Genomic DNA, 13,175 nt, shown 5'->3' with positions numbered 1-13,175 from the left:
TAGGCTGTCTGGATGCATTCACAGGTGATCGCCCCAGGTTTCGAATCCGTAGCCGAGCTCTTCCATAGTTTCCTCGAACGAGACCCTGAATATTCCGCCCAACTGGCGGCGTACCATCGGGGCGTCAAAGTGCTGGACATCAGCGGCGGGCCCCACATTCGTTCGGATTCGGTGACAGGTGTTTTCTCGTGCTCCAAAGGCATGGCAGGCCTTGTCATGGCTCTGCTCGTTCAAGACGGCGAACTGGATCTCGACGCGGAAGTGGCCAAATACTGGCCGGAGTTCGGTGTTGAAGGGAAGGCCTCCATCACTGTTTCCCAACTCCTTTCGCACCAGGCCGGGCTATTGGGCGTCGAGGGAGGCGTGCGCCTTGAGGAAGTCAACAACTCCGGACTCGCTGCTGCGAAGCTCGCCAAACTTCCGCCCCTGTGGAAGCCCGGCGCGGCATTCGGTTACCACGCCCTGACAATTGGCATTTTCATGGAGGAGCTGTGCCGTCGAATCACGGGATCCACTCTCCAGGAGGTCTTCGAACAGCGGATTCGATCCGTGACGGGTGCCCACTTCTACCTTGGCCTACCGGATGCTGAGGAAGACCGCTTCGCACCTTTCCGCTGGGCCGCCGACCCCACCTTGCCCTGGGTAGACCCCGCCAGCCACTTCGGTTTGGCGGCCAATGCTGCAGAGGGCGACATCCTGGATCTTCCGAACATCCGCGAGGTCCGCGCCGCGGGTATGAGTTCGGTAGCGGGCGTTTCCAGCGCTGAGGGGATGGCCAGGATCTACGCTGCAGCGGTGACGGGGTTGGCGGCAGGCGGTCAGGCCGCCGTCGCACCCTTCCTGACGGAGGAGACCATCCGCAGGGTTTCCGCTGAGCAGGTGTTTGGGATCGATCGCGTCTTCGGCGAGACCGGTTGCTTTGCCACTGTTTTCATGAAGTCGCACAGCCGCATGCCGTTCGGCAGCTACCGCGCGTTCGGGCACGACGGCGCCAGCGCGTCTTTGGGGTTCGCGGACCCGGTGTATGAACTTGGCTTTGGATACGTCCCGCAACAGGCCGAGCCCGGAGGAATTGGATGCCGCAATCTCCTGCTCAGTTCAGCCGTCCGGGAGGCAATTGCAGGGCTTTCGTAGTCCCGCCAGTGCCCTTTCGACCAGCCCTCAGGCTGGTCAGGAGCCCGCTGTCTGTGAGAGTTGCGCGGCTGGAACCCCCGCTGCCATGCCGGCCCACAGGGTGTCAGTGGTGGCAGCGACAACGTCCTCAACACTGTTGCCGTCCAGCTGCTTGCCTGCCGCCAGGAGCGCGGCGCCATGCAAGCTCACGAAGCACACCATGGCCAGGGTTTCCGTGTCGCCCGGGGCCAGGGCTCCACTATCCTGTGCCTCCGAAATGAGGGCGCGGGCCACGTGGATCCCTTGCTCGCCGATGTCCCGCAACTCAGTGCTGGAACCGGGGTGATGCTTGGTGGAGTACATGACGGTCAGGAGCGCCGGGTGGGAGACCGCGAAGTCCACATAGGCGTTGGCCATGCTTGCAAAGCGCTGACGAAGGTCATCTCCACTGCCGGCCGCAACTATGCGCTGGTTCATCATCTCAAAGCCAGCCAATGCCAAGGCATCGATGAGGGATTGCTTGTCGCGGAAGTGTTTGGCCGGCGCCCCATGGCTGACGTTGAGGTCCCGGGCCAACTGCCTCAGGGAGAGGCCGTCGACGCCGGCTTGCTCAATGGTTTCCATGGCACGCTCCAGCAGAGCCTCTCGCAGCTTGCCGTGGTGGTAGGGCTGATCCGTCATATCGATAGTCTAGCGGAGAAGTAGTCATTGACAACAATGTAGTCAGTGCCTACGATGTTGGCATTGACTACATTGAGCGGGCTTCACCGGAGCCGGCGCTTACAGATTGGAATTGCCATGACCATGACCTATTCGGGTACGACTGCATTGATCACCGGCGCCAGCTCCGGGCTTGGCGCTGAATTCGCAAGCCGCTTGGCCGCTCGAGGTTCCAACCTGGTCCTCGTAGCCCGCCGCGCAGACCGTCTTGAAGAACTGGCCAGGAAATTGCGGGCCGAGCACGGCGTAGCCGTTACCGTGCTTCCCATGGACCTGGGCCGTGCTGGTGTGGGCAAGGAACTCTTGGAGGAAATGGCCACGCGCGGAATCACCGTGGACACCCTAATCAACAATGCAGGCTTTGGAACCCGCGCTCCGTTGGTTGAGGAAGACCCGGAAGTCATCGCTTCCGAGATCGCACTCAATGTGGCTGCATTGGTGGATATCACCCGGGCATTCATGCCGGGCATGCTCTCCTCGGGCAAGGGCGCCCCGGTGAATGTCGCCAGCACCGCAGCGTTCCAGCCCATCCCCGGAATGGCCGTATACGGGGCAACCAAGGCGTTCGTCCTCAGCTTTACCGAGGCCGTTGCCCACGAGGCCAAGAGCTCGGGACTTCGTGTGCTTGCCCTCTGCCCGGGCGCCACCCGCACCGAGTTCTTCGATGTCCTCGGCAGCGAATCCGCGGCAGTCGGACGGATGCAGACCTCAGCGCAGGTTGTGGAAACAGCCCTCAAAGCGCTGGGCCGCCCCGGAACTCCGGCAAGCGTTGTGTCCGGTTGGGCCAACCGGATCGCAGCAGGTCTCGCGCAGCGCTTGCCCAGGGCGCTCGTAGTGGGCATCGCCGCCCGCGCTGTGCAGGAGTAGTGCCAGGGCAGGACTAGTGCACGGCAGCGCGGCGGGGTAGTGCCAGCACTTGGGTAGGCGCCGTGCGGGACTTTACGGATAGCCTGAAGAAAGGTCCGATCCCTGTTCGGTGCCTACATCAATCCGGAGGCCAGCATGACCGAACCACGCTTCACCGTTGAGACGGCGAAGATACTCGCCGAGGTGGCCCACAACCGCCAAAAGGACAAACTCAAGCGCCCTTATCGGGAGCATGTCTTGGCGGTGGGGGACGCGCTCGCCGACTTCGACGAGGACATCCAGATTGCGGGCTACCTTCACGACATCGCCGAGGATACTCCCATCACGCGGCAAGCCCTGTTGGATATGGGGGTCTCCGAGCGCGCCCTCGCAATCATCGAACGTGTCACGCGCCGCTTCCACGATGACCCTGACGATTATGAAGCAGGGATCCGGTTTGTGGCCGAAGACCACGATGCCACCTTGGTCAAAATTGCCGATAATGCCCACAATTCCCTCCCGGAGCGAGTCCAAGCGCTGGCAGAGAAATGGCCCGACAAGCCGCCCACGACCCGCTATGCCGACGCCCGTCCGGTGCTCTACACGGCCGTGCCGCGGGAAGAAGTGGAGTTGATCCTGCAAAGGGTCAACCCGTACCTGCTCCCGGAGCTTGACGAAATCGTTCCTGACTAACCGCGGGGTCAGCCCTCCATGAGGCGCCGACGATGCTTGAGCTCCTTGGTCCATTCCTTGGTTTGCCTCGCCGCGAAGGGAGAGGCGCCGCCGTCGAGGTCGATGATCAACGAGCCGGTTGCTTTGAGGGCGATGTCCACGGAATGTTGTGCCGCCCGTTCGGTCAGTCCAAGCTTCGCGGCCCAGGCGAGGAAGTGCTTGCGGGAGATACCCGTCTTCTTCCCGCCGACGGCCAGCGCCAGCGTCTTGTCGCCGTAAACCACCGTGGAGGGAATGTCGTAGACCGGGGCGATGGTGAATTCGCGCGCGCCAAGAACGCCAGGCGCCTCCACCATGGAAACGTTCTTGGCGTGCAGATCCCCGTTCCCTGTCAGCCAGGCAAACGCGAGTTGGATGACCAGATTCCGGAGTGCCGGAAGGCGTGCAGGGCAATGCCCGGCCAGTGCCGCACAGACTTCGCTGAACGGAACGCTGTACTTGTCCGCGGGGTACAGCCCCAGGATCTGGGCCCCGTCCTCCACCGCCAGTCGCAGAGGCGAGCCGTCAGCAGCGGTGATCCGATCAAAACGCTCCACCAAAAGGCCCGCCCTGCCGCCGACGTCGTGCACCAACTGCACGTTGCTTACAGGAATCCGCAGCCGACGCGCATAACGGAACATCAGGAACTCGTTTTCCACCACGGAGGGGAACTCCGGGGCGTTGAGCTTAAGGATGTATCGCTTGCCCGCCTGCGCCACGGGCAGTGAAATCATCCCCGCAGATAACTTGTCCTGCACACCCGCCAGCGCTACGGGATCGATCAATCCGGAATCGCCCAGCAACGCATCGAAGTCCAGCGGCAGTTTTGAATCAAGCACGACGGCGGCACCCCCTTCCGCCAGTGCCTCGCCGTGGGGGACCGTCTGGACATCGCCCACTGCGTCGCCGCCCGCTGCCATGAGGAGAGCGAGTTCGTCGTCGGCGCTCGCCTTGACGCTGCGTCGCAGCGAGTTGAGCCGCCGCCCCTCAGGCAGCAGTCCGGTGAAGTAGGGCGGTACTGCGCCGCTGGGTGTAAAAACAGGCGCGGCACTCACAGGGAGCGTCGTTGCCACGGCGGGTAGGCCGGCGTCGAGGTACTTCGGAAGGTAGCTGAACTTGGTGCCGCCCTCATGCCGTTCGAGGCGCGCCGCAAGGATGCCTTGTTTGTAGACGTCGGCGATGCGGTGGAAGGTCATTGTGCTGTCTCAGAGGCTGCCTCAGAAGCGGTAGGCCTGCCGGCTTGGCGGAGCGAAAGCTCCAGGCCGAGGGTGTCCAGCACCGCCAAAAGGGGCTCAAGCTGGACTGTGCTCTTGCCAGTTTCCACGAACCGGACGAACCGTTCGGAGACGCCCGCGAGATCGGCGAGGTCCTGTTGGCTCAGGCTCAACGAGGCACGGCGGGCGCGTACTTCAGAGCCCAGAGTTGCCATGAGGCTGTTGGCTGGCATGAGGCCCTCCCACTTCGCGAATCGGTACGAACGTGCCGATTCCCTTAGTGTGCCCCCATAAGGAGTGAGAAAACAAGGCGCTCCATCGAAAAACCGGCACGAACGTACCGGCTCTCTTAGTGCCCATTAGCCCGCCGCGGCCTCCAGCCGACGCAGCGCCGCTGCCCGTCCCTTGTGGCCAGAGCGTTCGTCCAGGGCGATGGAGACGCCCAGGGCCAGGACCATGACCAGCATGCACAGTGGTACGGAAACGCCCGCTGCGGCCAACGCCACGCTTCCCGCGAGGACGGCCGCCACCATGCCGGTGCTCCACAGGACGTGCTTGTCCGGCCCCAGCATTGCCGTATAGAGCAGTGTCAGTGAGACCTTGAATATTGCCACCGGCACCGCGATCCAGGCGATCGTTGCCGCCGCGCTGATGTGAGCTTCATGGTCTATGAAGTAAGCCGCCACGTGGAGTCCGGCCCCCGTGGCAGCGATGGCGGCGAAGATGATCATGTGGCCGTAGCCGAACAGGTAGGAACGATGCCGCTGCAGGTGCAGCGACTTCCCTGACGGGAGGATGAAGTAGATCCACCACATGCCGAATGCCAAACCGGTTCCTCCAAGGCCCACCACGGCAGCTTCGAGGGACCAGCCGTGAAGCGCCACGATTGCTCGGAGAGTTTCGATGGCTCCGATGAGGCATTCGCCCAAGGCAATGATCGCCAGCAGCCCGTATCGTTCGGCAATGTGGTGTGCATGCCACGGTGTTGACGCTTTCCGCTCCGCAAGCTTGGGCACGGACATCTCCAGGACGAACAGCGGCGCAGCAAGCAGGAACGTAGTGAGGACATCGGTATCGACCACCAACGCCAAAATCCAGCCCACCTGAACCACCGCCAGGTACCGGGCGTAGCGCAGGCAAATTTCCCTGCGCCCGGGATCCTGGCGGGCCGCCCGCAGCCACTGGAACACCAGCGCCAGCCTCATCACGATGTAACCGATCAGGATCGCAACATTGTTGACGTGATCGCCCTCCAGCAGGGAATGGAACATCGGTTCGATGCCCATCGCCAGAATGAGGACGCCCAGCATCTGGACCATGGTGACTACCCTGAACACCCAGTCGTCGGTGTCGTAGGCGCTTGCGAACCACGTGAAGTTCACCCAAGCCCAGATAACGGCAAACATGGCGTAGCAGAAACCAAGAAGACCCGCTCCAAAGTGCGCTTCAGCTACATTGTGGGCCAACTGATTGGCAGCAACGCTGAACGCTATGACAAACGTCAGGTCGAAGAACAGCTCCAGTGGAGTGGCCGTGCGGTGCTTCTCGTGGGGATCGCGGCCGCCCATGCGGGACAAGGCATGGCGAAGGGGATTCGTGGACATGGGTCAAAGATTACCGGTGCCACACCCGCACACCGAGTTCGCGGGAAAACGCCCACATCGCCCGGAACCTTGCGGCGAGCTCACACCGTTCCAGCGAGCTCGGGGCGGACGGGGACTACACGCGCCCCAGCACATCGATGTCTTCGAGGAACTCTTGGTACACCTCGTCGCTCACAGTTGTGCGGGTATCGGCGATGGCGTCGAGGTAGTCCTGTGTAACCGGGCCCTTCCGTCCGTTCGACGAGACTGTGGACGCCGCGCCCGAAGTAGCGGCGTCGTCGTACACGGCCTTTTCCAAGGCGCGCTGGGAGGCGCTGCGTGCTGCGAACTCGATGTCCGCCGGCGAGAAGCCTTGGGTGCGTTCCACCAACTGGGCAATGTCGACGTCGTCCACCACGGTGGCGGGGATGAACCGCTGCCACATTGCCTCGCGGGCGTGGACGTCCGGCAGGCCAATGGGTATGACGTAATCGAACCGGCCGTGGCGCAGGAACGCGGTGTCCAGGGCGCGGATGAAGTTGGTGGCGCAGACCAGGAGTCGGCCGGGCTGTTCCCGGAATGCAGGGATGATCTTGAGGAGCTCGTTGGTGACGCCCTGCAGCGGCGACGGCGGATCGCCCGCCCGCTGCGAGGCGATCTCTTCCACTTCGTCGATGAACACTACGGCGTGTTCCAGCTCGGCGATTTCAAGGAACGTTTCCCGCAGCGCCCCGGCCAGGCCCTTGGGGTCAGACGCAAGGCGGGACGGGAACACCTCCACGAACGGCCACTCGAGCCGGGACGCGATGGCCTTGGCGAACGTGGTCTTGCCGGTACCTGGGGGACCAAAAAGCACGACGGCGCGCGGCGGCACTACACCGTACTCGTCGGCGAGGTCGGCCTCAGCCAGCGGGAGAACCAGACGGCGTTCCAACAGTTCCTTCTCGCGCTTCATGCCCGCCACGTTTTCCCACAGGTCACGGGCCAGGATCCGGCCACCCAACAGACTTAGAGGTTCCAGCTCTTGGCGTTGCACAGGGATGGTCCGTTCGAAGTAGCGCAGGTTCTTCTTCACCACGAAGCCGCGGCCCAGGAACGCTTCCACCCGGGTCTCGGTTTCCGGCATGAGCGCGGACAGCTTGTTGAGGCCGTGCGGAGCCATGCGGTTCTCGACGGCGGACAGCAGCGAAGTGCCGATGCCCTTGCCACGGAACTCCGTTAGCGTGGCGAGGAAAACGACCCAGCCTTGGTCATGCGCTGCCCGTCCGACCGCGGCGCCAACCACCTGATCGCCCTGGACCGCCACCACTGCATGATCCTTTTCGCACGAGGCAAGGACCTCAGAGAGTGCGTACACGGGCTCTACACCATCAGCCTTGAGTGACTCCCAGAGGTGCAGGATCCCATCAAGATCGGACGAGTGGAAGTCCCTGATACGCCAGTTGGTCATGGGGTTTCTCCTGGGTGTGCTTGGTGGATCGCCGTTGATTCCTTGGAGTTGAGCATAGGGGAAGCATCCGCACTGGGACGTTGCAGGTCCGTTGCGTTACGGAGGAAACCCACGACGGCGGCCTGTCGGCACCGGGTTTCGTCCCGGCGTCGTTTCCCGCACCTAAGATAAGCGCAACACCTAGCTGGACCACGCCGGAAGAGGGGGATCCGTGGGTTTGTTTTCCAGGACGGCCATGGCCGGTGGCAGCATGGCGGGGCTGCTGTGTGCGCTGCTGATTGGTGGGGGACTGGCACCCGCCGCAGAGGCGGTGGACGCGGACGAGCTCGTCATCAACGGCCCCAGCATTGTTGGTGGCGTGCTGTACGTCTCAGGCGATTACGACTACTTCATCGCATGCGACCCGAATCTGCGGGTGGACTACTCGATCCAGTGGCTGCGGAACGGCGAACCCGTGGAATCGTCGCCCGGGTATTCCCCACAGCTCCATGCCCTGACAGCTGATGATCTGGGAAGCAAGTTCTCCGCGGTGCTCACCGGCGTCCCGGAATGTCCACCTGTTCGAGTCGACGATCCGCGGGTAATACGCAAGGAGCCAGCACGGGCAGAAGGATTTACCGGCCGTAAGGTCTTTGAATTGGACGCCCGTCGGTCTGACGGCGTCATGCTTTCCTACCAGGGACAAGACGCGAATCAAGGCTGGAAACAGGTTCAGCGCGTAGGGTCGGGCTGGGGATCGTTTACCAGAATCATCACTCCTGGCGATTTCACTGTTGATGGCCGGAACGACATCCTGGCGACTGACTCCTGGGGAGCGCTTCTTCTTTACGAGGGATACAGTGATGGCGCATTCACCACCCAGTACCGCAGTCAGATTGGCTCGGGGTGGAACACCATGGACAAAGTCATCGGGCCGGGGGATTTTGACGGCAACGGATTGAACGACCTTTTGGCCACTCAACCCAACGGCGATCTTTACCTTTACCCGAGAGTTGGACGAGGCTCATGGAGTCCCAAGGTAAAAGTCGGCCAAGGGTGGGCTGGCATGGACACTCTTTTCGCGCCGGGTGATTTCGACGGTGATGGCAACGTCGATGTCATGGCCAAGGACAAAGAAGGCCGGCTGTTCCTGTATGGCGGCAATGGTCTTGGCGGATGGGCCAGCGCCCGACAGATCGGCCAAGACTGGAACGCCCTGACCAAGATCGGGAGCGTTGGTGACTTCAACCGCGACGGGTTCAACGACGTCCATGGCGTCAACGCAGCGGGGGACCTGGTGATGTACTACGGTGACGGCCGCGGTGGCTGGAAAGGCGTCGAGACAGTGGGTTGGGGATGGAGTGGTTTCAATGGGCTTTACTAGAGGGCTGCGCCGGACCCACGCTGCTGGGCTGTTGACGTTGTTGATGTCGGTGCCGGCGTTGGTCCCGGCTGCCGGGGCAATCGATGCGGACGATGTTCGGATCACTGGCCAAACCATCGTTGGCGCCACTCTGTCCCTGGAGGCAGCTCATTTCTTTTTTGAAGGCTGCAGCGGCAGTTGGAAACCGAACCACACCGTCCAATGGCTCAGGGATGGTGTGCCTGTTTCCATAGGTCCGCCGTACAACGAATACCTCTATGAGGTGAAGACTGTTGATCTCGGTCACCGCATTTCCGCCATAGCTACGGCATCCCCCGTAAATTGTGCCGGCCGAACGCTGACCACGCCAGAAACCGACGTCATTCGGAAGGAGCCCCCTCGGGCAGAGGGTTTCACGGGCCGGGGCGCCTTCGAACTCATGGCCCGCAGGCATGATGGAACGCTGATGTTGTATCTCGGCCAGGACAATTCGAAAGGCTGGAAGGAAGTGCGGCAGGTGGGTCCGGGGTGGGCCGGGTTCACGAAAATCATCGCGGCCGGCGACTTCGGGAGCGACGGCATCAACGACCTCCTGACATCCAACAGTGACGGCTGGATGTTCCAGTTCAATGGAACCGGTGACGGCGGCCTCCAAACGTACGAGGATCCCGGGATCGACTTTGGTTTTGGGCCTGGATGGACTGCCTTCGACAAAGCGATCGGGCCGGGCGACTTCGATGGGGACGGACTGAATGACCTGCTCGTCAGTGAACCCAACGGCGAGCTTTACCTTTATGCTTCAGGGTTCGAGCGTGAAATCAAGCCCGGAGTCCAGATCGGCCGCGGTTGGGATGTGATGGATTTGCTTATTGGTCCAGGTGACTGGGACGGCGACGGGAACGTGGATGTCCTGGCCAAGGATAAGTTGGGCCGGCTCTACCTGTATGGCGGGAATGGCCACGGCGGGTGGACCACCGCGCGCCAGATCGGCCAGGGGTGGAACGCCTTGAGCATGGTTGGCAGTGCCGGTGATTTCAATCGTGACGGCTTCAACGATGTCCACGGCGTGAACGCTGCCGGTGATTTGTTGATGTACTACGGCGACGGGCGTGGCGGCTGGAAAGGTGTCGAGACCGTGGGTTGGGGCTGGAACATTTTCAACGGGCTCTACTGAGGGGGAGGGCGGCCATGTCACCAAAGAACTCGATCGTCAAAAGCATTGTGGCGTTGTTGTTCGGTCCTGCGCTCGCTATTTCGGGGTTCGTGCCGGCCGCCCACGCTGCTGACGCGTCTGGCGTGAAGATCTCCGGTGCACCTATTGTCGGCTCGGGGCTGTTCGTTCAGGGTGCCCAGGACTACTTTTCGGGCTGCGGAGGGAACGGGGATCCTGGTTACTCCGTCCAATGGCTCCGCGACGGAAGGCCCGTAGACGGGAACCCACTCTATGACCCGAAACTCTACGTCCTGGAGAAAGACGACATCGGCGGGCGGATCTCGGCGATAGTCAACGCTTCGCCCGGCAAGTGCCCCGGCCAGGAACTGGTCACGGAAGCAACACCGGCCGTAGCGCAGGGACCGGTGCGTGCGGCTGGCTTCACCGGCCGTGGGGTCTTTGAACTGATCGGCCGCAACAACGACGGCGCACTCATTTTGTACCTCGGGAAGGACAACGTCAAAGGGTGGAAGGAATCCCGCTATGTAGGTCCGGGGTGGGGCTTCTTCACCACGATCATCGCCCCGGGCGACGTCACCCACGACGGCATCGCCGACCTCATGGCGGAGAAGAGTTCTACGATGCTCTACCGCTACCCGGGAACGGGCGACGGAGGGTTCCATACGCTGTACCCGCAAGCCACCTGGGAGTGGCAGCCGACCGTTCTTGCGATTGGACCAGGGGACTTCGACGGGGACGGAATGAACGATCTCCTCAGCGCAGAGACGAACGGCGACCTTTACATCTACCCGTCCAAGCCCTTCGGCAGCTGGAATCCACGCGTGAAAGTCGGCCAAGGCTGGGACGTCATGGACCTGCTCATCGGGCCTGGTGACTGGGACGGCGACGGGAACGTGGACGTCCTGGCGAAAGACAAAGCCGGACGCCTGTATTCATATGGCGGCGACGGCCACGGTGGCTGGACCACGGTGCGTCAGATCGGCCAGGGGTGGAACGCCTTGAGCATGGTTGGCAGTGCGGGTGATTTCAATCGTGATGGCTTCAACGATGTCCATGGCGTCAACTCTGCCGGTGATCTGCTGATGTACTACGGCGACGGCCACGGTGGGTGGAAGGGCGTCGAGACCGTGGGTTGGGGCTGGAATATCTTCAACGGGCTCTACTGACCCGACGTTCAAAGCCAGCCCTAACCAAAGCGGCCATTACTAAAGCACCCCCTACTGAACGGGCCTTAGCCGCAGACCCTGCATGCCGCCGTCGACGGCCAGGGAGGTTCCCGACGTCGAGCCGGACAGCGGGCTCGCGAGGTAGGCGACGGCGCCTGCAACCTCGGCCGGGTCCACCATCCTGCCATGCGGCTGACGAGCGTTAAGCGCTGCCCGTTCGGCAGAAGGATCAGCGGCGGAATCCAGGAGGCGTCCCACCCAGGGTGTGTCCACAGTGCCTGGGTTTACGCAGTTCACGCGGATGCCCTCGCGAACGTGGTCGGCAGCCATGGCAAGCGTCAAGGAGAGCACGGCGCCCTTGGACGCCGAGTACAGCGCCCGCTGGGGTAGCCCCGCGGTTGCGGCAATCGAGCACGTGTTCACGATGGCCGCGGACGGCGACTCGCGCAGGTACGGCAGGGCCGCACGGCTGACGCGCGCAATTCCTACGACGTTGATGTTCAGGACCCGGAGCCACTCGTCGTCGTCGTTTGCGGCGATGTCACCTTGGGCGCCTATGCCGGCGTTGTTGACCACGATGTCCAGGCGGCCAAACTGCTTGGCAACGGTCTCGACGGCGGTTCGCACCGAGGCGTCATCGGCCACGTTACATTCCACGCCGAAGTGCGGGCTCGCTTCCGGTGCCAGGTCCAGGACGGCAACCCGTGCGCCACCGGCGGCGAGCCGCTCTGCGATGGCTGCTCCAATGCCGGAGGCTCCGCCGGTTACGAGTGCTGCCAGGCCTTCGAATTCCTGGCCCATAGGGGTTGCCATCAGGCGCTGATGTGGGCAGGGATGGCGGAAACGGTGCCGGCCTGCGCGCGGTAGTATTCCTGGCGTTGCCGGCCCAAGCCGTCGATCTCGAGTTCCACAACGTCGCCGGGCTGGATATAGGGGAACCGACCGGAGAGGGCCACGCCTTCGGGTGTGCCGGTGATGATGACATCGCCTGGCTCCAGAACCATGTACTGGCTGAGGTGGTGGACGATCGTGGCGGGATCGAAAATCATGTCCGAAGTGTTCGAGTCCTGGCGGGCTTCGCCGTTGACCAGGGTCCTCAGCCGGAGGTTGTTGGCATCAACGTCAGCTGCGGGTACAAGCCATGGGCCCAGGGGAGTGGAGGCGGGGAGCGACTTGCCCTTGGTCCACTGTCCGGCGGCTCCGGGGATCTGGTAGTCGCGCTCGGACAGGTCGTTGGCCACTGCGTAGCCCGCGATGCATGCTTCGGCGTCGTCCAGGGAGGAAAGGTAGGACGCTTCCTTGCCGATCACGATTGCCAATTCCACTTCCCAGTCGTACTTTTCCGACGACGGCGGGATGGGCGCGGCGTCGAAAGGTCCGCTGATGGTGTTGGACGGCTTCAGGAAAACCACTGGGACCTCGGGCGGCGTTGCCCCGGATTCGGCGGCGTGCGCGGTGTAGTTGAGGCCAATTGCCACCACGGATCCTGGGCGCGCAACGGGAGCACCCACGCGCAAGCCCTCCGCGGAAATCTCAGATAGTTCCCCGGATTGGAGGGCTGCGCGGGTCCGGGTGAAACCGTCTGAGGCGAGGAAAACGCCGTCGATGTCTTTGGTCAGCGGCGTGAGATCGAAGTACTTCTCTGTGCCGTCGGCGTCCTGGGCGATGACGGCCGGTTGTTCGTTTCCGGCCGTACCCAGCCTGGCGAATTTCAAGGTCATGGCTTCCTCCGTGCGTTTGGGACTAACATCCGAGCTCTAGTGTGCTGTTTCACTACATAATACGGAAATGTGACCCATTGACAAGGTAGACATCGGATGTTTAGCTCTACCTAAGATCAACCGACAGCTGCCAAG

Annotated in this window: 13 protein-coding genes; 6 read left to right on the top strand and 7 right to left on the bottom strand. The window is 62.5% G+C overall.

Translation table 11 applies throughout. From position 1 onward, the window contains the following. The first annotated feature begins 12 nt into the window (after positions 1-12). Positions 13-1,134 (top strand): serine hydrolase domain-containing protein, encoded by a 1,122-nt coding sequence (locus ACFX4T_RS23860; protein WP_377654708.1) that lies wholly within the window; start codon positions 13-15, stop codon positions 1,132-1,134. A 36-nt stretch (positions 1,135-1,170) separates the two neighbouring features. Here ACFX4T_RS23860 and ACFX4T_RS23855 read toward each other — a convergent pair whose 3' ends face one another. Then, the gene (locus ACFX4T_RS23855) at positions 1,171-1,794 is read right to left on the bottom strand and encodes a TetR/AcrR family transcriptional regulator (protein WP_377654706.1); all 624 of its coding nucleotides are present in this window, start codon (positions 1,792-1,794) and stop codon (positions 1,171-1,173) included. Positions 1,795-1,911: 117 nt separating this feature from the next. Between ACFX4T_RS23855 and ACFX4T_RS23850 the strand changes: the two genes are divergently transcribed. Beyond that, positions 1,912-2,700, top strand: coding sequence for an SDR family NAD(P)-dependent oxidoreductase (locus ACFX4T_RS23850; RefSeq protein ID WP_377654704.1), 789 nt, complete (start codon positions 1,912-1,914; stop codon positions 2,698-2,700). 135 nt (positions 2,701-2,835) lie between these two features. Further along, a complete protein-coding gene (locus ACFX4T_RS23845; RefSeq protein ID WP_223947159.1) occupies positions 2,836-3,372 on the top strand; it encodes a phosphohydrolase in 537 nt (178 codons plus the stop codon). Between the two features lie 8 nt (positions 3,373-3,380). Here the strand turns inward: ACFX4T_RS23845 and ACFX4T_RS23840 are convergent, their stop codons facing one another. The 4 genes from ACFX4T_RS23840 to ACFX4T_RS23825 all read right to left on the bottom strand — a co-directional run bounded on the left by ACFX4T_RS23840 (position 3,381) and on the right by ACFX4T_RS23825 (position 7,637). After that, positions 3,381-4,586 carry a type II toxin-antitoxin system HipA family toxin gene (locus ACFX4T_RS23840; protein WP_377654702.1) on the bottom strand — a complete coding sequence of 402 codons (1,206 nt, stop codon included), beginning with the start codon at positions 4,584-4,586 and terminating at the stop codon, positions 3,381-3,383. Further along, positions 4,583-4,837 (bottom strand): helix-turn-helix transcriptional regulator, encoded by a 255-nt coding sequence (locus ACFX4T_RS23835; protein ID WP_254186659.1) that lies wholly within the window; start codon positions 4,835-4,837, stop codon positions 4,583-4,585. The genes ACFX4T_RS23840 and ACFX4T_RS23835 overlap by 4 nt, the downstream gene beginning before the upstream one ends. Positions 4,838-4,963: 126 nt before the next feature. Next, on the bottom strand, positions 4,964-6,208 hold the full coding sequence (locus ACFX4T_RS23830) for a low temperature requirement protein A (protein WP_377654700.1): 1,245 nt from the start codon (positions 6,206-6,208) through the stop codon (positions 4,964-4,966). A 115-nt stretch (positions 6,209-6,323) separates the two neighbouring features. Then, on the bottom strand, positions 6,324-7,637 hold the full coding sequence (locus tag ACFX4T_RS23825; protein WP_223947155.1) for an ATP-binding protein: 1,314 nt from the start codon (positions 7,635-7,637) through the stop codon (positions 6,324-6,326). Positions 7,638-7,848: 211 nt separating this feature from the next. Between ACFX4T_RS23825 and ACFX4T_RS23820 the strand changes: the two genes are divergently transcribed. Genes ACFX4T_RS23820 through ACFX4T_RS23810 form a run of 3 tightly spaced genes read left to right on the top strand, consistent with a single transcriptional unit; the run spans position 7,849 to position 11,319 of the window. Next, on the top strand, positions 7,849-9,000 hold the full coding sequence (locus ACFX4T_RS23820; RefSeq protein ID WP_308169469.1) for a VCBS repeat-containing protein: 1,152 nt from the start codon (positions 7,849-7,851) through the stop codon (positions 8,998-9,000). Beyond that, positions 8,987-10,153: a VCBS repeat-containing protein gene (locus ACFX4T_RS23815; protein ID WP_254186842.1), complete on the top strand. Its 1,167-nt coding sequence runs from the start codon at positions 8,987-8,989 to the stop codon at positions 10,151-10,153. Before ACFX4T_RS23820 ends, ACFX4T_RS23815 begins: the two co-directional genes overlap by 14 nt. Positions 10,154-10,167: 14 nt before the next feature. Next, complete coding sequence (locus ACFX4T_RS23810) at positions 10,168-11,319, top strand: FG-GAP repeat domain-containing protein (RefSeq protein WP_377654696.1); 1,152 nt, start codon at positions 10,168-10,170, stop codon at positions 11,317-11,319. A 51-nt stretch (positions 11,320-11,370) separates the two neighbouring features. Here ACFX4T_RS23810 and ACFX4T_RS23805 read toward each other — a convergent pair whose 3' ends face one another. Together ACFX4T_RS23805 and ACFX4T_RS23800 are read right to left on the bottom strand one after the other, a co-directional pair. Next, on the bottom strand, positions 11,371-12,132 hold the full coding sequence (locus ACFX4T_RS23805) for an SDR family NAD(P)-dependent oxidoreductase (protein ID WP_377654694.1): 762 nt from the start codon (positions 12,130-12,132) through the stop codon (positions 11,371-11,373). After that, positions 12,132-13,040 (bottom strand): fumarylacetoacetate hydrolase family protein, encoded by a 909-nt coding sequence (locus ACFX4T_RS23800; RefSeq protein ID WP_377654692.1) that lies wholly within the window; start codon positions 13,038-13,040, stop codon positions 12,132-12,134. Before ACFX4T_RS23800 ends, ACFX4T_RS23805 begins: the two co-directional genes overlap by 1 nt. Between the last annotated feature and the right edge of the window lie 135 nt (positions 13,041-13,175).

It is taken from the genome of Paenarthrobacter sp. YIM B13468, from assembly GCF_042788025.1.
Lineage (GTDB): Bacteria > Actinomycetota > Actinomycetes > Actinomycetales > Micrococcaceae > Arthrobacter > Arthrobacter aromaticivorans.
Note: the sequence above shows the minus strand (reverse complement) of the source record. Positions and strands in the feature narration are given on the sequence as shown.